Here is a 19,601-nt window from a genome sequence, read left to right as displayed (position 1 = left end):
GTGAGGGCGCTCAGGCGTGGTCGGGGTGGACGTAGACCGAGTGCGGCCCGTTGTCGCGGTAGACCAACTGGCCGCGTTCCACGGCGGCCTGGAGAGCGGCGCGGACGGTCTTGCGGTCCTTGCCAACAAGTTCGGCGACCGCGGACGGCTTCATGCCCTCCGCCCCGGTCGCCTTGATCGCTTCCAGCACCTGGGGCAGCCACACCGGGCCCTGCTCGCGCTCCCGCCGCAGCGCGGACAGGTTCAGGCCCTCCGCGGTCGGCGCAGCCTGCTCCTCGACGGTGTGGGGGTCGGGGGCGGTGGCGAACTCGGCGTCGATCTGCTCGCGGAAGCGGCGCAGCATCTCGTCTTCCGGCGAGCCCTGCTCGGTCTGCGGGCTGCGCAGGGCGGACAGGTTCAGCCCTCCCCCGGCGGACGCCATGGGGTCGGCGTCCGTGTCGTCCGCGGTGAGGTCGCGCATCCATGCGGTGCGGTCGGTGTCCCAGCGGCGGGCGTAGGCGGGCCCGGCCGCCTTGGCGGAGATGTCGTCCAGCCTCGGGTGCCGGTCGGAGGTGGCGGCGGTGATCTCACGGATCTGGTTGGGCAGGATCCGCCACGCCTTGAACAGCGCGGCCGGCGACTCCGGGGTGCCCATGAACCCAGCGCCCTTGTAGGGCGCCTGCTCGACGCGCAGCCCACGGCGGCCGGGGAACATCTTGCCCAGGTCCATGCCCTCGGTCTCACCACCGGTCAGGGCAACACGGACCTTGCCTTCCCGGCGGATCATCAGGTTGCCCAGCACACTGCCGGTCGCGCCGAGGGCGGTGAGCACGGTGCGGACGCCCATGGCGCGCAGCATGCGGATGACTTCAAGGATCTTCTTCGCGAGCTGCTTCATCTGTCGGTCGGTGCTGACCAGGATCTCCGCGCCCTCATCGATGACCAGCAGGATCTGAGGGATCTTGGCGCTGATCGGGAGCAGGTCCGTGTTCGCCTTGGCCAGCAGGTCCTGATACGCCCTCTTCCGGTGCAGACCCACGGCCAGCGCGGCATCGAGCATCAGCATGGCTTCCTCATGCGAGGCGGCGAGCCAGTCGATGCCGGGCCGCACGGGCTTGCCGTCGGCCTGCTGGAGCTCCCCGTTCAGCGCAGGCAGGACCCAGGGCAGGCCTGCACTGCCGGCGTTGAGGTCGATCACCCACGTGAGAACGTCCTCGGCGCGGGCGAACCCGGCCAGGATCGTGTGGACCATGTTCGTCTTGCCCGATCCGGTCGGCCCGACGACCAGCGCGCACTGTTCACGCAGGTAGGCGGAGACGATCTCACCGTTGGTCCGCACCCCCCACGGCAGACCGGTCAGCACCGACAGTGGCCCGTACTCGCTGGGGTAAGGGCAGTCCTCCTTGAGGACGTTGACCGTGGTCACGTCCAGGATCGCCCTGCCCTGGTGGATGCCTGGGCTCGCGGTGGCGGTGCAGCCGTGCGGGAGCTTGGCATCCGCGGAGAGCTGCACTGAGAACTGCGCGATGCGGTCGTAGGTGATCCCGCCCTGCGGCTCCAGATCCAGTGAGTAGCCCGCGCCGGTCGGCCATTTCTCCACGGCGAGCACGCGCACGGTGATGTTGCAGATCCGCTGGATCCGCTCCACCCACTCCGCGGCGATCGCACGGCGCTCCGCGGAGAGCTCCCGTGCGATGGCCCGCTGCTCGGCGGCGATCGCCTCCTCTTCCCGCGCCTCCTCATACAGCGCGACTGAGCGGGCAGCGGCGCCCATGCCGACGCCGATGGCGGCGAGGGAGCCGAGGGCAGCCCAGGTCAGCGGGCCGGTGGTCATGGCCCAAGTGGTCCAGCCGGCCCCGACCAGCCAGGACGCGGCGCGGGTGGCAAGCGTGCGGCCGGCGTTACGCACGCGCAGGCCCGCGACAGTGTGACCGAGGGCGCCGGCCGCACCGACAACCACAGCCCAGCCAGGCGGCATGCCGGTTGCGGCGCCGGTGGTGGCGACGGCGAAGGCTCCGGTGGTGGCGGACAGGGCGCCGGTCACGGGTCCGTGACCGGCCGCCCAGTCCAGCACCGGGCCACTGCTCGCGTTCTTGTTGGCGGTGGCGGTGCTGCTCATCTCAGACGTTCCAGCCCTTCTCTGCCTCGGTGCCGTTGCGGGGGTCCTCGTGGCGGGCGATGTCCTGCTCGTGGGCCTGCCGGAACAGCGGGCCCATGTCCTCGGCGACCGCGACGGCGCTCATCAGGGCGCCGAAGATGTCGTTGAAGCCGTCCGCGACTTCCTTCTCCAGCGGGAACTCGGAGTCGGAGCGCTCGGCGAGGATCTTCATGACGTTCGCCACGCTGGTCAGCGCGGCCGGCAAACCTTCGACCATGGCGAGGATCTCCATGGCGTTCTCGGGGTCGTACTGTGTGGCGGCCTGCTCCATCTCGGCCGCGGCCTCTTCGAACCGGAAACCGGACACGTGCTCTCCTTCACTCACCTCGGGTGTGCTGCTGGCGGGGGTCTCGATGGCCGGGCGCTCCACCTGCTCACCCGGCCCCTCCGTGCCGTCCTGCTCGGCCTCCGCATCAGCGGCGGCCTCCTGCTCACGCAGGGTCTTGCGGGTGTTCTCGTCCCGCTCGGCGCGCTGCTCGGCCGCCGTGCGGACCATCTGCCGGTACAGGCGGCGGCCAGGGTTCATCAGCCACGGGATGCCGAACTTGCGCCCGATCGGAGTGGTCAGGCAGCCCAGTAGGCCCACCGGCAGAGCGAGCAGGGCGGCGAGCAGACGGCGGCCGTGGAAGCGGGCCGCGGACCGGCGCAGCGCCTGCCGGGCCGCCTTCCGGGCCGGTGCCTTGCGCACAGCCCTGCGCTTGGCGGCCACCTGATCGGCGGTCTTCGCGTCGCGCCGGGCCCGCTGCTTGTCGACCGCAGCCCGCTGTGCGGCACGCGCCTTGCGGGCGGCCCCGCCCAGCAGCCGCCCGGTCACGCCGCGGCGAGCACCCGAACGGTTCTTGCTGGTCGGGGTGTTGGCGTTGCGGCGGGCGTCGGCGACCGCACGGCGCGCGGCCGTGGTCTGCGCTCGCCGTGCGGCCCGCGACCCACCCGCGGCCTGCTGTGCCGCCCGCAGCGCCCGAACCTGACCGGCACGGCCAACGGCCTTGGCACCGGTTCCGCTTGAGGCGGCACTGCGTCGGGCGCCGGTGCTGTGCTTCGGCGAGCCGGCCGCAGCCCGGTTGGACTTGGCGCCTGCTGTGCCGGTGCGGGACGCGCTCGCTGACCCGCGGCGGGAGGACTGGGCGGGTATGCGTCCGGCCACGCTGCCCGAACGGGTCGGACGGCCGCCGCCCGCCGCGCGACCGGCGGTGCGGGCGGCGGTGCGGCGCGCCTCGTGACGCGGGCCCGCTTTGCGGGAGCGGGAGGCCGCGGCGACACCGAGGGCGACCATGCCGGTGCTGGCGACAGCCGCGGCGAACGGCCCGCCGAGCAGAGAGGCGGCAGCGAGCACGCCCACGGTCGTGTTCGCTCCCGACAGGGCGAGCGGCACCACCGGCCACCCACCGGGGGTGTGATCCACCTCCGTGGCGGCCGCGGATGGTGCGGGGGGTGCCTGCGAGGGTGAGGGCGGTGCGGCGGGAGCCTCAACGGCTACCGGTTCCATGCTGACTTCCGTCATGCTGCTTGCACTCCTCATCGGGGAGTAGGGCCCGACCGGAGCCCTGGAAAGTTGCGGTCGGGCCTGCTGACATGGGGTTTCTAGGCGGCGCGCTGTTCCTCGGTGGCCAGACACATGCCGCAGATGCCGTGCGAGGTCGGGATGCAGTAGCCGACATCGAGCCGGCAGCGCGGGCAGGTGCGGCGGGCGAGCATCGCCAACGCGAGAGCTCCCCACTTGCGCGACGTCATCGGCCGGACCGGCTTGGCCAGGTCGACGCGGTAGAGGTAGGCGACACGGGGCGTGCCCTGGCGGCGGTTGACCACCATTAGCTGAGCAGCGACCGGTTGTCCGCCGGGCCGTAAGCCGCGGGTGCGGAGCTGGCGGCGGGTGGCGTAGCCGTCCGGTGCCATGCGCCACGGGTAGGTCGGTATGCCGTAACGGGCACCGGTCGGGTCGAAACAGCGGCTGTAGGCGGTCGGCATCAGCGGCTCGCGATCGCGAGTTCGGCGCCACCGTGGCCGGGGTCGCGCAGCTCGGCGTAGCGGGTGGAGACCCACCCGACCGACCAGCCGCACAACTCCGCCGCGGCCCGCACCGACAGCCCCGCCTCGAACGCGGCAGTCACGATCGCGCGGGCCTCGTCCTCCGGGAGCTTGCCCGCAGCCGGACCGCGCTCCAGCAGCGTGGCGCGTTCACGGGCGGTGCGCTCCTCACGCTCGCGTTGTTCACGCGCGAGAGCCTGCTCACGCTCACGGCGCTCGTTCTCGGCGCGCTGGGCAGCCTCGCGTTCAGCGCGTTCACGCTCCCGCTCGCGCTGTTCACGCTCGCGTTCACGGCGTTCACGCTCCACCCGCTCCGCCTCCTCGCGGGCGGCCCGCTCCTCGCGCTCCTCCCGGCGCCGGCGCTCCTCCCGCTCCGCCGCATCCGCGGCAAGGCGGGCTTCGTGTTCACGCTGTTCACGCGCCAACAGGGCGGCGTGCTCGCGCTCCTCCCGCGCCTGCCGGCGTGCGGCCTCCGCGCGCTCGCGGGCCGCCTGCTCGGCCGCCTCACGCTCGGCCCGCTGCTTCGCTTCCAGCGCGGTCACGGCGGCCGTGATGGCGCGGCGGTAGGCCAGTCCGGTCTCGGCGGTGACGATCAACAGCAGCGGCGCCACCGAGTGGACAGCCACCCCGACCAGGTCTTTCGCCAGGGCGGAGTCGGCGGTGTTCAGGGCGAGCGTCATGGTGCCGGTCATCCACCGCAGAGCCACCGGCCACCGTCCCCCGTGCCCGCCCAGGCGGGCCAGGACCGAGTCGAGACGGACCACGATGACGACCGCGGCGTCGACCACCAGCGGCAGGATCGGCGCCGTCCACGCCCACCGGGCGGGGGTGTGGGAGGCCATGAGCGGGGTGACGGTCAGGACCGAGTACAGCATCGCGCCGCACACGATCAGCCACGTGCCCACCGACAGCGCGCGCTCCGCTGAACGGATCTGAACAGTGTTCACGCGGCGGCCTCCGGCCGTGAATCCACCCAGGTGGAGGCGAGCAGCCACACAGGCGAGGCGGGGTCGGCGGGGTCCGTGCTGAACTCCGTCCACTCCCACTGCGCGGCCGGCGCTTGAACGAACCCGAGCGCTTTGAGCGCCTGCGCGCGTTCCGTGAACGTCGGCACCCGCCCACCCGGTCCGAAGCTGTGCTCAGGCCACGGGTCGAGGGAGCCGTGCACCGCCACGAATAGGCGCCAGCCGCCCTGGCTCATGGATAGTTGCGCTCGGAGCTCCCGCGCCATCACGCCACCTCGCCCGGGACGGCGCGGTTGGCGAGGGCGGCCCGCTCGGACAGCGTCCGGTGCCGGTCGCGGCGCGCGCGCCGCTCGTCCAGCGCGTTCGGTGCCCGGTCGAGCAGGGTGATCTGGTCGTCCAGTGTCTCGATGTCCGCCAGGATCCGCGGCATCTCCGACTCGATCGCGTCCAGCTCGGCGTCGGTCGGCTCCATCCAGTCCGCGAACGCGGTAACAGCGTCCTGAACAGTCACGATGTGGTTCATGGGTCGTGTCTCCTTAGCCGGTGGAACGGCCCGAATCGCGGCCCCGGGTCTAGCCACCCGGGGCCGCTCGTCGTTGTGGAACCAGTGGATTCCAGCTCCCTGCAACCCCGCCCGTACGACCCCGCGGGGCCGGACGGGCGGGGGAGGCAACCGGCCGCAGCGCTAGCCGCTGCGATGGCAGGTAGAGGGGTGGATCGGATTGGTCGTGAGCGTGGTTCCGCTCACGGCTGGGAGGGGGTTTTGGCGCTCGTCGGCCGATCCGTCACGGCGGCACCCACCGTCTTCGTTGGTGCACTGGATGTCCCATCAGTTGCGGCCACCAGGGGTGAAGCAGTGCAAGAAGGCCGCGTGAGCGCTGAAGCGCGGCGGCCGTGATCTCTTCCGGTGACATCGCCCGTTTCAGCTCTCACGCGCAACGTGAGGGAGTGCCTAGTCCGTTCGTGGCGACAGTTGGAAGCTTCGTCGCCGCGGTCCTATCCACCGACCGGTCATCGCGGGGAGTCGCCCTCGCTCGGGATTCGGTGTCTCAGTGCCAGTGCACTCACGAGCCCGCGGAGTTCGGTTCCGCGCTCGTGGACCGCTGTCCAAGTTGTTCGCACCGGGTCTGACAGCCAACGGGCTGCGTCTGCCACTCCCCTCCGACGACGGCCAAAGGGCGGTGCTGCCGCTCTCCTTCAAGGCCGGGCGGCGTTGCACCACAGACTGGACCGGTGGACCGGTCCAGTCAAGTGATGGAAACGGAGTTGGTGGATGGAAAAAAGAGTTTGCGCAGCTCAGAGCGCCTAAAATGGCGTCAAAAAAACTGGACCGGAGGACCGGTCCAGCTCCGGGTTGCGATGTCTCTACATGGAGTAGGTGTCCACCTGCTCGAAGAGCGAGGAAGGTGTGACTCCCTCTTCGCAGACCAGCGGGCGACCCTCCTGGTCGTAAGCCGTGTGAAGGAGTACAGCCACTGCGCTTGCTGGCGGCACGCCCAACCGGTCCGCCTCCTCGTCTGTGGCGAGCCGCACTGTGGTCACATCCACCCCCTCGACCGGAAACCGTCCGGTCTGGCGACGGACGTAGCGTGTCGTGCCTTCGGCGATGGGGGCGGTGTCGGCGAGGCGTGGAGACGCCTCTGCGATCTCGGGAGGGAACCACGCTTCGACGCAACTATTGGGCGTTCCGTCGGGTAGCTGCAGAACACGGATGCGTCGAAGTGCCTGGACCCCAGCGGAGAGCTTGAGCGCGGCGGCGATGCGGGCGGGAGGTTCTGACCAGTCGGGCGCCCCGACGCGCAGGAACGGCATACCGCCCAAGATGCGGGCCGAGCCGGCACGACGGGCGCCGGCAGGGCGCGCCACGGGCGTCTCCGTGACGACGAAACCGGTGCCTTGCTTGGCCACCACAACGCCATCATTGCGCAGCACGTCCACGGCCTTGATGGCAGTGGCTCGTGACACGTCCCACTGCTCAGCCAGGTCGCGGCCGGACGGGATGGTGTCCCCGGGAGCGAACTCGCCAGCGGCGATGCGGGCGCGCAGAGACTCGGCGATCTCTTCGTACTTCAGAACAGCCATGGCTTCCCCTATTCCGCACGCTGGACTGGTCCACCGGTACACACGATACTGCGGGCATGTCGAATCTCGAATTGGCTCCCTCCGTGATGCGGTTCTACGGCGAGACAGTGAACGAGGACAGTCGTCTGCGTAGCTCGGCAGACGGGCGCATGGAGTTGATCAGGACGCAGGAGCTCCTCCGACGCTTCTTGCCCCCCTCGCCGGCGCGCGTCCTCGACGTGGGAGGGGCGACCGGGGTCCACGCTGAATGGCTGGTCAAAGACGGCTACGACGTCACGCTTGTGGATCCGGTGCCGCGCCATGTCGAGATCGCCTCAGCTGTGTGCTCGGCGATCGTTGGGGACGCTCGTGATCTTCGTGAGCCGGACGACAGCTTTGACGTAGTGCAGCTTCTTGGACCTCTGTACCACCTGCCCGATCCCGAGGACCGGACTAGGGCGTTGGCGGAAGCCAACCGAGTGGTGAAGCCGGGTGGGTTGGTGGCTGCAGCGGCGATCAATCGGTACGCGTCGCTCTTCGAGCACGTGACATATGCCCACCTGCACACTGAGCGGATTCGGGATTCGGTCTCCGAGATCCTTGAAACGGCTGTCTACGACGGGGTGCGCGGGTTCACTCTGTCGTACTTCCACCGCGCTGAAGAGCTGGTGGCGGAGTTGGTGGCCTCCGGTCTGGAGGACGTGCAGGTCTTCGGGATCGAAGGGCCAGCGTGGTCACTTGTAAAGACAGTCGAGCAACAGCCGGGCGAAGGGCCGACGGACGACCTCATTGCGTCTGCCATGGAGGCAGCGCGCATGGCGGAGCCGTACCCAGAGCTGCTAGCCGCCAGTTCGCATCTGCTCGCCGTAGGGCGGGCTCCCTCCCCGGCGTCGTCTGCGGCGCCAACGGCGCCGCAGACTGCCGAGAATGGGAGCGCCCGCTATTCCTGACGGCGGTAGCGGGTATACGGCGTCAAACAGGAACTGATCAAGCCCGGGACTTAGGTCCCGGGCTTATCAAGCTTGCTTGCAAACAGGGGAATTACGCCGTCTTGTCTATCTACTTCTTGAGGCTCAAGAAATAGATCTTCACGCACGGGGGACCTTGCTGTCACTGTTCGAAAGATCCCCGGAGTTACCCGAGATTCTTTGGCTAGTGAAAGTTCGTCCATTCCTACGCTCGATAGAATTTCCACCGCCTTGGGATAGAGTGACGGTTGCTCCACGGCGGGCATTTCTCCTGGTTCTCGGCGGCGCCATCCCTTCGATGACAAATAGGCGACAGCGTTGCGATATGTCACGTCACTCATTATGCCGAGAGCCCTAGAGCGATACAGGAGAGCCTGAAGGCTTACCCCGTAAGTCTCCTTCAGTCTTGCGAGGATTCTCCAGTCTGCCTTACTGGGCAAAAGGTCACGCAACTCATCCTCCGGGAGGAGGAGTTCAGCCGCGAACCGGTGCGCCTGGTTTTCGACGACCTTGCTCCCTGGTTCGGCATCTACGTGCATCACGAGGTGCCCAATTTCGTGAGCAACGTCGAAGCGTTGACGGTAATAATCTTCCTTGGCAGGATTCAATACGACCGTCGGCCTGTAACCGTCGTCAAAAGAATAAGCGTCAACTGCGGCAGTTTGCGCGGGGCTGAACACCACCACGACGCCATGGTTTTCCGCTAGGCGCACCAGGTGGCCAACCGGACCCGAGCCAATGTCCCAATGCTTGCGAAGAAGGCGAGCCGCCTCCTCGGGGAGCGTGCTCGACTCGTCTTCCACGTCGACGCTTAGCCGCGGCAGATCGGGTTCCGGGAACTCGACGTGCCGTTCGAGAGCGGCGCCCACATCTCCAGCGATAACTCCGTACGCGAAGGCTTGGTCTCGCGCCAACTGCGTTGTCGAACGCAACGAGCGGAAGTGAGGTACGGAGTCGCTGGCTGTCGATTGGTGAGGACCCGGGAGGAAGAAACCCGGATCCACTCCAAGTGTCAGGCATAGCTGAGCGACCGTCGCGGGCGCTGGGCGTTTCGTGTTGTTTTCATACGCCGCGACAGCGGTAGCGCTTTTGTCGATCTTCGTCGCGAGTGCGTTCTTTCTAAGGCCGATCAGTTGTCGCGCGAGCGTCAAACGTCGTCCGTCGAATAGGCGAGAGGCGTCACTAACCTGCACATCTGTGCGGCGTGAGGAATCCATGACCATCCACTCGTTTCATTGCTTGTCGTTCTCTCCCGACGTCAGGCGACGCTCTCCGCTCCCTTCCGACGACTGGCGGCGAAGGCGAACGGGTGCGTCCTGGATGCCGGACAATCCGGGACGAGGGTCGGGCGAGGTGGGAATCGGTACCGAAGTAGGAGTACCCGGTTCGGCTGCAAGTAGATCATGCTTCCAGTACCAGGCATCTCCGCCCCCACGATTCAAACGAGAGCGCCCCAAGTAAAGTTCTCGGATGTTCAGCTCGCGTTCGATGCTGTGGGCGACGATCAGCGTTGTCGCGTTGAGCTCCGCGTTCTCTTCCCTCAGGGCCTGGATGGTGGCGGCGACCGACTCGGCCTCGTCCTCCCAAAGGGTGGGGTGAGGGTCCAGCCATCCTGCTGGCTTCCCCTGAGAAGCAACACGCTGCTTGGTGGGGCTCTTCTGGGGCCACGGGATGCGATTGCTCTCCCCGAATACGAACGACGTGAGCAGGAACCGCCAATCCCCGCACCGCCACCCCGGTGACTGGTTGAGGTCAGACCAGACGACTGTGCCTGGGGCGATGAGCGGCATCTTGCGGTGCTCGCCCGGGGCCAGTCCGGCAGCCACGAGGTCCAGGCCGGCTGAGGCAGACTCGGGTGAGTCCACGCTGTGCTTCCCTGTGGAGAATGCTCGGTGCAGTCGGTCAACGAAGAGCTTGTGGGCGGTAGAGCCGACCCAGCCCTGGTCATGCCCCGTTTCGGGGTCGTAGTCCTCCATGGTGCGTCGGTAGGCCGACGCGCTAGCCCATGCGAGGGTCGCGAGAACACCGCTGGACTCAAGGTCCTCAAGCGCATCCTGCTGTTCGCTCATGCTGCATGACTCTACCCCATCCCAGTAAGTGGCGCGTCAAAATGAACCAACCGCCCGTCGCGGTGCGCCCAAGTAAACCGAACACGTGAGCTAATCTGGGCTGAACCTATCGTCTTGCTGGCCGACCCACCAGTACCCCGCCCGCTCCTGCCGGCAGCTTGGCGTCGGGCGGTGACAGTCGAGGCGTTCGCCTGATCAACGCCGTGAGCGGCTGCGACGATGTGGTCATGTCGAAGCCTGGAATGCCTCTCCAAGCCGCGCTCATCCCCGACTGCACCACGCCGGAAGCCCACCGTGTTGCCTACAAAACAGCCAAGGCCAACGATGCGATCTTTGTGTGCATTGCTCGTCACGGGCAGCGCTGGAAGGTGCAACTTGATGCCATGGCCAGCCGCAAGCCTTACGTATCGGATCAGGCGATGACCGTCCTGCAAGCAGCGGCTGAAGCGCTCGTACTGGACGGCACCGTGGAGCAGGCCAACATCGGAGCTGACTACATCTCCATGTGGCCGATTGAGACCGAAGAGAGGGCACGCGAGATCGGAGCCGCGTTCCACGCCGCCATGTACGGTCTCCAGCTCCTGCGCATCGCAGCTCCTAGCCAGCCGGGACCGCATCCTGGGCCAAAAAGGGCCGTTGACACCAATCCCTGACAGCAGCACGGCACGCAACAACCCACGGCGCCAGCACCGGGCCATACCCCGCTGGCGGCCATCCTCTGGCCAACAGTGACCGGACCGAGTGACAGAAACATGCGAAGACGCAGGTCAAAGCGCGCCTGGCCACAGGAACTTGGTTGGTCTTGAAAACCGTCGTGGCAGCGATGTCACCGTGAGTTCGAATCTCACCGCCTCCGCATGGTGAGCAGTGAGAACGGCCCCCCGACCTGGGTTGATGGTCGGGGGCCGTTCGCTTGCCCGGACTCCGGGACTTTCCGCTGCTTTCCGTAGTGCCCCGCTCGATCGGGCACGAGCGGGGCACGGCACTTGAGGTGCGGCCTCATCCTCATCAGGTCGATCACGGACATCGCTCAGCCATGGATCTTCGCCGTTGACCGCAGGCTGGGCGTCCGTCGAGATTCGGCAGTGGCCGGGCTGGTCCGTGTCTGCCGGTGTCAGCTGCTGATGTCACGCGCCGGAGCGGTCGGGCTCATCGACGGTCCCGAAGCAGGAACCGTGGGATGGACATCGCCGCAGACGGCGACACCGTGGTCTCGCGGACGAGGAGTCGACGCAGGGTGCCCCACGCCCGCCACCTGATCCGTCGGACCGGTCACTGGCCGACCTCGTACCGGCCGACCTCCAGGAAGTGGCGCAGCGCTTCCGGGGAGTTGTCGTCGAGGGCAGAGCCGGCCGCTGCGCGCAGGGCGTCGCTGATGCCGGGGTCGGCGAGGATGCGGGCTATCGCCACCCGGTCGTCCTCGGCCTGGGCCAGGCGGTAGCCCGTCTCCAGCCAGGCGCGTATCTGCTGGGAATCGTTGGCGTCGAGAAGCTGGTTGACTTCCGCACGGACGCGCTTGCCGCTGTCCGGGTCGGCGAGAAGTCTGGCTATCGCCACCCGGTCGTCCTCGCCCTGGGCGAGGGGGTAGCCCGTCTCCAGCCAGGTGCACATCTCCTCCACGGTGCCGCTGTCGAGGAGCGCGTTCGCCTCCTCGATCACGCGCTTGCCGCTGTCGGGGTCGGCGAGGGTGCGGGCTATCGCCACCCGCAGGTCGTCCGCACTCATCCCGTCGCAGGACGAGCCGGCCGTCGCGACGGCGACTGCGGGGGCGACGGGGGCGGCCATGGACGGTGTGGCGAGTAACAGCGCCGGGACAAGAGCGCCTGCGGCCACAGCAAGGATCACGCGAGTCGATCTCATGAGGTCAACCACCTTTGTCGTCTTCAAGGAGTGTGCGGTGCTGGGATCATCCCAGGAAGGGACGGGCCGGCGCATTGCGCGGATCAGGCAACCTTCGCCGATCACGCCTGCCAGTGGCCCGCATCACTGCGGCTGACCCGCCATTCGACGGGCCGCTCGACGAGGTGGAGAAACGGATGTTCTCTCCGGTGTTGCGGGCCTGCGGTTCCACGAGTAGGTCCGAGCCGGGGGCGCCGAGTTCGAGCGCCCGCTCGCGACAGTGGACGGCTTCGCCTCTCGGCATGCGTTCCCGCGTCGTGGGGCTGGTGGCTCCCGTGAAGAGGAGCAGCGGAGCCATGCCGCGCTTGTACGGGTCCACCGCCGTGTTCGATGCAGCTCGACGAAGGGTTCACCCGGCGGCAGTCGGAGGAGTCTCACCTCGTCGGCCGTGGGACCCGCGCGGACAGCACTTCCTTCATGCGGTCGATCTCGTAAACGGTCGTGGCAGCGATGTCACCGTGAGGTCGAATCTCACCGCCTCCGCTGGTCGCGGACGTGCCGGCCGAAAGGGGTGTCCCTCCGTCAGGGGCGCCCTTTTCGCGTGCCGTCCGCCGTACCGTGGTCCGGCCATGCGGTCCCCGCCTCCCGAGGGGGTGCCGGGCCGGGGGCTCGTGACGGCCGTGGCGGGGGGCCGCCCGGGCCGTCGGCGGTCAGGTGCGGGCGCCGGCGGCCGGGTCGTGCAGACAGAGCGCGATGTTCCGGACCGCGGCGGTGAGTTCCTCGATCACCCGGGCCGCCTGCTCGGCGTTGTGGAAGGCCGGGCGCCCGGCCAGGGACAGGCCCAGCTTCTCCGCCGCCTGGAGGGCCTGCCCGGCGTCCTCGGCGGTGGGGGAGACGGCGGGGACGGCCGCCTCGGCCGCGGGAGACGGTTGCGGCGCGGCGGGCCGGCCCGGCGCGACCGGAGCCGCCGTGGGTGCGTCGGGCAGCGAGTGCGCACCGGGGAGCGAGTGCGCACCGGAGACCGCGGATACGCCGGACGTCGCGGGTACGCCGGAGGCCGCGGGCGTCGGCTCGGGGGTGACCGGCGCCGGCGGACCGGCCGGCATCGCGCCCCTCGTCGCTTCCCCCCGGTACCGGTCGAACGGGACGTGGAAGGCGCCGGAGTCACCGGTCATGGAGACGCAGTCCTCCTCCCCCGGACGTGACGGTGCGACCGGCGCGGGGTGCATGTTCCGGGAGATCTGCTCGGTGTGCGGGCCCAGGTCCGGCGCGTTGCGGGTCCGGGGCAGCACGAAGTGCTCGAAACCGGGGAACGCCATGGTGGCGGGGTGCGTGGCGGGACGCGGGTTGTACTCGGTCTGCCACTGCATGCGGTAGCAGTCGACCTGGTCGGCGCAGGCGGCGCGGGCGTGGAAGACCGCCGTGTCCTCCCCCAGGGGCGGGTACCAGAGGTTCGGCCCCGGGAAGCGCACGGTCCGCACCCGTGGCCTGATCGGCTCGGCGCACCCCATGCAGCAGCCCTCCGGCACCATGAGCGGGATGCCGCCGTTCTGCTCCGGCCAACGGGGGCCGCCCTCCCAGCGGTACTCGCCGTGATGGCAGGGCGGCAGCTCGCCGCAGGCGCGGCAGACGGCGTAGTGCTCCGGGAGGACCTGCCAGTCGTGGCTTGCGGGGGCGCACCAGTGCTTCGGCGTGGACCGGGGCAGGTTCTCGTTGCGCAGTACGAGGACCACCGGGCGCTTGTAGAACTCGGCCCGTTCGGGCGCCGGTTTGCCCGCCTGGTTGTTGGCCCGGCGCAGCTCGTTGGCGTGCCACCACAACTCCACGTGGTCGCGCCACGCCTTCTCGTAGATGTCCGGCCACCGGTCGCCGGTGTAGCTGTTGATCTCCAGGATCCGCCATGCCTGCCGGTCGAGTACCACGATGGAGCCGGCCCGCAGCCGCATGTGTGTTCCGTTGTCACCCTCGTCCGGCCAGTCGTGCCGACCGATACGAGTGGGCTGGTCTGGGTGCCATCTGCGAGCCTGCATGTCATGCTCCTCGGCACGAAACTTCATAGTTTCAACTGGGGCAGTTGATGACATTCTGAACAATCAGGACGTTTAACTCGGTGTAGACACGCGCACACTGTTGACCGAAGAAGGCCGGAAACGCTTTCCGCGACACCGATTCTTTTGGAAACACCCTTGGATGCGGGCTTTTTCGGCCCTCGGGGAGTCACCGGACCCCGGCGTCGCGCCGAGCACGGAACAGTGATCGGGTACCCCGTCGTCCCGCCTCGACGCCCACCGTACGGGTGATGATGCTTCGGTGGACGGCACTCCGTACGTGTGTATTGCACCGTGTCCCCGTCACCGGACGCCGTGCGGACGCCGGTGACGGTCGGTCACGACGGCAGGGCGAGCGGAGTGCTTGACCCTCATGTCACGTGATGCCGCATGGGCGGCGGTGTGGAAGAGCACCTGACCGTGGGACGCGTGGCCGAGCCGGCCGAGGTGACCGTCCGTACGCCGCACCACTACGACGAGATCGGCCTCGTGCGGCCGTCCGCGCGGACGGCGGCCGGGTACCGGGCCTGCTCGGCCGGTGACGTGGAGCGACTGCGGGAGGTGCTCGCCCACCGGCGGCCGGGCTTCGGACTGCGCGAGAGCGCGGATCCGGTGGACGACCCGGCCACCGACGCTGTCGCGCCCCTGCGCGGACTGCGCGGCCTGCTGCTGGAACAGTGCGACCGCGCCGCTGCCGCGGTGACGGCCGTCGACGCCACCGCCGCGGTGACGGCCATCGCCAAGGAGCTGGAGGCGCGGGCGATGCGGATCAGGTCGACGCCGGAGGAACAACTGAGATTTTTCGGGGCGCAGTTGTACGACGCGATCGGGTCCGCCCACCCAGCGACGCGGCGCACGGCAGCGGATCACCGCGAGGGCCTGGGACGCGCTCGGGGCCGCGCGGACGGTACTGGACGTCGGGGCCGGCACCGGCTCCTACGAGCCCCGTGGCCGTGACGTCACGGTGGTGGAACCGCCGGCGGTCATGCGGGTGCAATGCCCCGTGGGCGCGGCGCCGTGTGTGGCCGTCGTCGCGGAGAGCCTGCCGTTCGCGGACCGGTCCTTCGACGCCGTGACGGCCTTCAGCACCGTCCATCACCGGCGGGACCCGATCGCCGGGCTGCGCGAGATGCGGCGTGCGGCCCGCCGCGTGGTGGTGTTCACGCACGACGCCAGTGACGCCGGATGGCGTCTCCGGTTCTGGCTCACCCGTGACCACCTGCCCGAGGTCGCCGGTCTGGTCGCGGGCCGGCCCTCGGCGGACCGGCCGGCCCGGGCGATCGGGGCCCGTGTGGAGCCGGTGCTCGTTCCGTGGGACTGTGCGGACGGCTTCCTGGAGGCCCACTGGCGCAGGCCCGAGGCGTACCTGGAGGAACGTGTGCGCCGCGCGGTGTCGGTATGGGCCGGAGTCGGGCCGGAGGCCGGGGAGCGGGTGGTGAACAGGCTCCGCGACGAACCTTCCTCGGGCCGGTGGGCCGAACGCAACCCCGGCCTCGTCGCCCTCGACGCGGCGGAGCCCGGTCTCCGTCTGCTCGTGGCGTGAGGCGTGGTGAGGCGTGGTGAGGCGTCGTGAGGTGGGAAGGGGTGCCACCCTCCCAAGCGGCACCCCTTCCGTGTTCCCCCGTCACGGTGGCTCGTGGGGGCCGGTGGCCCGGTGGTCGGTGCCGGGGGGCGGGGGCCGGTGGCGGGTCGTGCGGGCCGCCGAGGCCAGGGTCGAGTGGGCCTCTCGGGGCGGGAGTCCGGTGCGGACGGCCGCGTCGACGAGGGCTTCGGAGAGTGCCTCGCCGATGCCGTCCTCGTAGGCCCGGCAGGCCGCCCAGTACAGGCGGGTGTTGCGTTGTCCCCGGTGGGCCGCGAGGACGAACTGGACGAGGCCGTGGCCGTGTGTTCCGCCGGCTGCCGGGGGCGCCTGGCGGGCGGGGCGGGGCGGGGGGAGGAGCAGGCGCAGGAGGGCGCGGGGGCAGGGGGCGGGGACGAGGTGTCCGGTGCCGGGGGTGATGGCGTACACGCCGCGGTCGGTGCGGGAGCCGGGGCCGACGAGGTAGCCGCCGGCGCCGCGGATGTCGATGCCGGGGGCGAGGCGGCCGGCCGAGTTGGGGACGACGACGTCCGCGGGGCCGGTGAGCCAGAGGTGGCGGCCGCCGGAGGGGGTGAGGACGACGATCGTGGGCGGGATGGTGAAGAGGTGCCGCAGGGCGAGTTCGCGCAGGGCGGTGGTGGAGTCGGTGCCGGACTTGGTGTCGAGGTCGACGCCGATCAGGTGGTGCGGGGGGAGTCCGCAGGCGATGCCGTAGCCGGTGGCCCAGGGGGCGGCGGCGAACAGTTCGCGGATGCGCGCGGGGTCGGTGCTGGCGTCGTACACGCCGTGGCCGGGGCGGCCGCATTCGCCGCGGCAGGGCGGGGCCGTGGGGTCGTCGCGGTGGGGGGAACGCAGGGTCGGTGGGTGGGGGGAACGCAGGGTGGGCGGGTGGGGGGAACGCAGGGCGGGGAGCTTGGTCCGGGACAGGGGGATGACGGCCAGGCCGCGTTCGGCGGCCGACAGGGCGTGGGCGAGGGCCGGAGTGGTGGCCTGCCGGGGGTACCGGTCCGTGGTGGCCATGACTCTATTTTCGTACGCGAGTTCGAAAAAGGGAAGAGGGTCGGGCGCCCTCCGGTGCCGGTCCGCCTCCTTCCGCGCCGGGTGTGCTCCGTGGGGTGGGAACGCGTCTGCGCGGCGGTGCTTTGGTGCCGCCGCGCAGACGCTTTCGTGTGTGCGGAGGGCGGCCGGCCCCGACGGCCGCAGCCGCCGCGGCCGTCCGGGGTGCCGCCCGTGCCCTGGACGCGGCGGGTGCGGGGTGCCGAGCCCGGGGCCGGTGCCGCCGGCCGGCGGCTGGGCCGGGACCGGGGTGCGCCGGTGCCGCCGGTGTGCGGCCCCCAGGGGTGATCCCGCAGGAGCGGGCGTGGTCTCGTCCACCTTCAGGAGGTGGAGCCGGCACCACCCCTACAACCTGAGGCGGACTCGCCTTCGGCACCTGCGGCCGATCCGCGGGAGTCCGGTGCGAACCTAGCGTGGAGCCCATGACCACACCCGTCTGCACCCGCGCTTCGAACGGCAAGACGCGGCCATCTCCGTACCCGTCCTTCACGTCGTACGTCAGCGCCCGCCAGCCGGTGCTGCTGCGCACCGCGCGGTCGCTGACCGCGAACCCGAGCGACGCCGAGGACCTGCTGCAGACCGCGCTCGCCAAGACCTACGTCGCGTGGGAGCGGATCGAGGACCACCGGGCGCTCGACGGGTACGTCCGCCGGGCCCTGCTGAACACGCGCACCTCGCAGTGGCGCAAGCGCAAGGTCGACGAGTTCGCCTGCGAGGAGCTGCCCGAGCCGGAGCCGCAGCCCGGCGGCGAGGACCCGGCCGAGCGGCAGGCGCTGCACGACGCGATGTGGCGGGCGATCATGAAGCTGCCGGCCCGGCAGCGGGCGATGGTCGTCCTCAGGTACTACGAGGACCTCAGCGAGGTGCAGACGGCCGAGGTGCTCGGCGTCTCGGTGGGCACGGTGAAATCGGCGGTGTCGCGGGCGCTCGGCAAGCTCCGGGAGGACCCTGAGCTGGGCGTTGTCCGCTAGCGCGCCGACGTCGCGGTACGGCGTGGGCGGCAACGTGACCCGATCGATCCTCGCCCCCTAGTGACATACCGCTTGGTATGTGCGCAGAATCAGCGCAACCGTTACCACCGCGTAGGCAATGTCGCCGCACCTGGGAGGACGCCGTGCTGAGCACCATGCAGGACGTACCGCTGCTGATCTCGAGGATCCTGACCCACGGGTCGACGATCCACGGCTCGTCGCAGGTGACGACATGGACCGGCGAGGGCGAGCCGCAGCGGCGCACCTACGCCGAGATCGGCGCCCGCGCGGCCCAGCTGGCGCACGCCCTGCGCGAGGACCTCGGTGTCACCGGCGACGCCAGGGTCGCGACCCTGGCCTGGAACAACGCCGAGCATGTCGAGGCCTACTTCGCGATCCCCTCCATGGGAGCGGTGCTGCACACCCTCAACCTGCGGCTGCCCGCCGAGCAGTTGGCGTGGATCGTGAACCACGCGGCCGACAGGGTCGTCATCGCCAACGGCTCGCTGCTGCCGCTGCTGGCCCCGCTGCTCCCGCACCTGAAGACGGTCGAGCACGTGGTCGTGACCGGCCCCGGCGACCGCTCGCTCCTCGCGGGCGCCACCGCGCGGGTGCACGAGTACGAGGACCTGATCGCCGGGAAGCCGACCGCCTACGACTGGCCCGAGCTGGACGAACGCCAGGCCGCCGCCATGTGTTACACCTCCGGCACGACCGGCGACCCCAAGGGCGTGGTCTACAGCCACCGCTCGATCTACCTGCACTCCATGCAGGTCAACATGGCCCAGTCGATGGGTCTGACCGACCAGGACACGTCCCTGGTGGTCGTCCCCCAGTTCCACGTCAACGCCTGGGGCCTCCCGCACGCCACCTTCATGACCGGCGTCAACATGCTGATGCCGGACCGCTTCCTCCAGCCCGCGCCCCTCGCCGAGATGATCGCGAGCGAGAAGCCGACCCACGCCGCCGCGGTGCCCACCATCTGGCAGGGCCTGCTGGCCGAGCTGACCGCCGAGCCGCGGGACGTCTCCTCCCTCACCCAGGTCACCATCGGCGGCTCGGCCTGCCCGCCCTCCCTCATGGAGGCCTTCGACCGGCTCGGCATGCGGGTCTGCCACGCCTGGGGCATGACGGAGACCTCCCCGCTGGGCACCATCGCCCGCCCGCCGGCCTCCGCGGTCGGCACGGACGCGGAGTTCGGGTACCGCCTGACCCAGGGCCGCTTCCCGGCCGGGGTCGAGGCCCGCCTCACCGGGCCCGGCGGCGAGCGGCTCCCCTGGGACGGGGAGTCCGCGGGCGAGCTGGAGGTCCGCGGTCCGTGGATCGCCGGCGCCTACTACAACGGTCCCGACGGCGAACCCCTGCGCCCCGCCGACAAGTTCAGCGAGGACGGCTGGCTGAAGACGGGGGACGTCGGCACCATCTCCGCCGACGGCTTCCTCACCCTCACCGACCGCGCCAAGGACGTCATCAAGTCCGGCGGCGAGTGGATCTCGTCGGTGGACCTGGAGAACGCGCTGATGTCCCACCCGGCCGTCGCCGAGGCGGCCGTGGTCGCCGTCCCCGACGACAAGTGGGGCGAGCGCCCGCTGGCCACGGTCGTCCTGAAGGAGGGCGCCACCACCGACTTCCAGGCCCTGCGCGCCTTCCTCGCCGAAGAGGGCGGCGTCGCCAAGTGGCAGCTCCCGGAGCGCTGGACGATCGTCGAGGCGGTCCCGAAGACGAGCGTGGGCAAGTTCGACAAGAAGGTGCTGCGCAGGCAGTACGCGGCGGGCGACCTGGACGTCACCCGGCTCTGACACACCCCGTCCGCCCGGCAGGGCACCTCGCGGCCCCTGCCGGGCGGACGGCTGTTCGCAGAGGGCCGGCCGGTGCCGGCCGGG

Annotated in this window: 16 protein-coding genes and 2 pseudogenes; 5 read left to right on the top strand and 13 right to left on the bottom strand. The window is 70.0% G+C overall.

Annotation, left to right across the window (positions count from 1 at the left end; all coding sequences use genetic code 11):
* Window positions 1-10: 10 nt before the first annotated feature.
* The 7 genes from ACIP5W_RS05865 to ACIP5W_RS05835 all read right to left on the bottom strand — a co-directional run bounded on the left by ACIP5W_RS05865 (window position 11) and on the right by ACIP5W_RS05835 (window position 7,209).
* The gene (locus ACIP5W_RS05865; protein WP_401467295.1) at window positions 11-2,098 is read right to left on the bottom strand and encodes a hypothetical protein; all 2,088 of its coding nucleotides are present in this window, start codon (window positions 2,096-2,098) and stop codon (window positions 11-13) included.
* Window position 2,099: 1 nt separating this feature from the next.
* Window positions 2,100-3,539 (bottom strand): hypothetical protein, encoded by a 1,440-nt coding sequence (locus ACIP5W_RS05860; protein ID WP_401467292.1) that lies wholly within the window; start codon window positions 3,537-3,539, stop codon window positions 2,100-2,102.
* Window positions 3,540-3,718: 179 nt separating this feature from the next.
* Entirely contained in the window at window positions 3,719-4,102 is a 384-nt protein-coding gene (locus ACIP5W_RS05855; protein ID WP_401467289.1) for an RRQRL motif-containing zinc-binding protein, read from the bottom strand.
* Window positions 4,102-5,109 carry a DUF2637 domain-containing protein gene (locus tag ACIP5W_RS05850; protein ID WP_401467286.1) on the bottom strand — a complete coding sequence of 336 codons (1,008 nt, stop codon included), beginning with the start codon at window positions 5,107-5,109 and terminating at the stop codon, window positions 4,102-4,104. Before ACIP5W_RS05850 ends, ACIP5W_RS05855 begins: the two co-directional genes overlap by 1 nt.
* Window positions 5,106-5,363 (bottom strand): DUF6303 family protein, encoded by a 258-nt coding sequence (locus tag ACIP5W_RS05845; protein ID WP_401467981.1) that lies wholly within the window; start codon window positions 5,361-5,363, stop codon window positions 5,106-5,108. The genes ACIP5W_RS05850 and ACIP5W_RS05845 overlap by 4 nt, the downstream gene beginning before the upstream one ends.
* Window positions 5,364-5,392: 29 nt before the next feature.
* A complete protein-coding gene (locus ACIP5W_RS05840; protein ID WP_401467283.1) occupies window positions 5,393-5,650 on the bottom strand; it encodes a DUF6284 family protein in 258 nt (85 codons plus the stop codon).
* A gap of 842 nt (window positions 5,651-6,492) precedes the next feature.
* Window positions 6,493-7,209 (bottom strand): GntR family transcriptional regulator, encoded by a 717-nt coding sequence (locus ACIP5W_RS05835; protein WP_401467280.1) that lies wholly within the window; start codon window positions 7,207-7,209, stop codon window positions 6,493-6,495.
* 56 nt (window positions 7,210-7,265) lie between these two features.
* Between ACIP5W_RS05835 and ACIP5W_RS05830 the strand changes: the two genes are divergently transcribed.
* Window positions 7,266-8,138 carry a class I SAM-dependent methyltransferase gene (locus ACIP5W_RS05830; RefSeq protein ID WP_401467277.1) on the top strand — a complete coding sequence of 291 codons (873 nt, stop codon included), beginning with the start codon at window positions 7,266-7,268 and terminating at the stop codon, window positions 8,136-8,138.
* Between the two features lie 50 nt (window positions 8,139-8,188).
* On the opposite strand, the gene ACIP5W_RS05825 is transcribed toward ACIP5W_RS05830, so the two are convergent.
* Complete coding sequence (locus ACIP5W_RS05825) at window positions 8,189-9,379, bottom strand: helix-turn-helix domain-containing protein (protein WP_401467274.1); 1,191 nt, start codon at window positions 9,377-9,379, stop codon at window positions 8,189-8,191.
* Window positions 9,380-9,388: 9 nt separating this feature from the next.
* The gene (locus ACIP5W_RS05820) at window positions 9,389-10,225 is read right to left on the bottom strand and encodes a hypothetical protein (RefSeq protein WP_401467271.1); all 837 of its coding nucleotides are present in this window, start codon (window positions 10,223-10,225) and stop codon (window positions 9,389-9,391) included.
* 227 nt (window positions 10,226-10,452) lie between these two features.
* Here ACIP5W_RS05820 and ACIP5W_RS05815 point away from each other — a divergent pair, with 227 nt between their 5' ends.
* Window positions 10,453-10,878 carry a hypothetical protein gene (locus ACIP5W_RS05815; RefSeq protein WP_401467268.1) on the top strand — a complete coding sequence of 142 codons (426 nt, stop codon included), beginning with the start codon at window positions 10,453-10,455 and terminating at the stop codon, window positions 10,876-10,878.
* Between the two features lie 619 nt (window positions 10,879-11,497).
* On the opposite strand, the gene ACIP5W_RS05810 is transcribed toward ACIP5W_RS05815, so the two are convergent.
* The 3 genes and pseudogenes from ACIP5W_RS05810 to ACIP5W_RS05800 form a co-directional block, all read right to left on the bottom strand.
* A complete protein-coding gene (locus ACIP5W_RS05810) occupies window positions 11,498-12,085 on the bottom strand; it encodes an ALF repeat-containing protein (RefSeq protein ID WP_401467265.1) in 588 nt (195 codons plus the stop codon).
* A 166-nt stretch (window positions 12,086-12,251) separates the two neighbouring features.
* Window positions 12,252-12,446: pseudogene (locus tag ACIP5W_RS05805) on the bottom strand (ElyC/SanA/YdcF family protein); the annotation flags it as partial.
* A 328-nt stretch (window positions 12,447-12,774) separates the two neighbouring features.
* Window positions 12,775-14,094, bottom strand: a complete 1,320-nt coding sequence (locus tag ACIP5W_RS05800) for a hypothetical protein (protein WP_401467263.1) — start codon at window positions 14,092-14,094, stop codon at window positions 12,775-12,777.
* 408 nt (window positions 14,095-14,502) lie between these two features.
* Between ACIP5W_RS05800 and ACIP5W_RS05795 the strand changes: the two are divergent.
* Window positions 14,503-15,655: pseudogene (locus ACIP5W_RS05795) on the top strand (methyltransferase domain-containing protein).
* Window positions 15,656-15,736: 81 nt separating this feature from the next.
* On the opposite strand, the gene ACIP5W_RS05790 reads toward ACIP5W_RS05795, so the two are convergent.
* Entirely contained in the window at window positions 15,737-16,711 is a 975-nt protein-coding gene (locus tag ACIP5W_RS05790; protein ID WP_401467260.1) for a bifunctional DNA primase/polymerase, read from the bottom strand.
* A gap of 458 nt (window positions 16,712-17,169) precedes the next feature.
* On the opposite strand from ACIP5W_RS05790, the gene ACIP5W_RS05785 reads away from it, so the two are divergent.
* Window positions 17,170-17,718, top strand: coding sequence for a SigE family RNA polymerase sigma factor (locus tag ACIP5W_RS05785; RefSeq protein ID WP_401467257.1), 549 nt, complete (start codon window positions 17,170-17,172; stop codon window positions 17,716-17,718).
* Between the two features lie 155 nt (window positions 17,719-17,873).
* Window positions 17,874-19,517 (top strand): long-chain fatty acid--CoA ligase, encoded by a 1,644-nt coding sequence (locus tag ACIP5W_RS05780; RefSeq protein ID WP_401467978.1) that lies wholly within the window; start codon window positions 17,874-17,876, stop codon window positions 19,515-19,517.
* Window positions 19,518-19,601 lie beyond the last annotated feature (84 nt).

The organism is Streptomyces sp. NPDC088766, from assembly GCF_044750845.1.
Lineage (GTDB): Bacteria > Actinomycetota > Actinomycetes > Streptomycetales > Streptomycetaceae > Streptomyces.
This window is presented reverse-complemented; position numbering and strand designations above follow the sequence as displayed.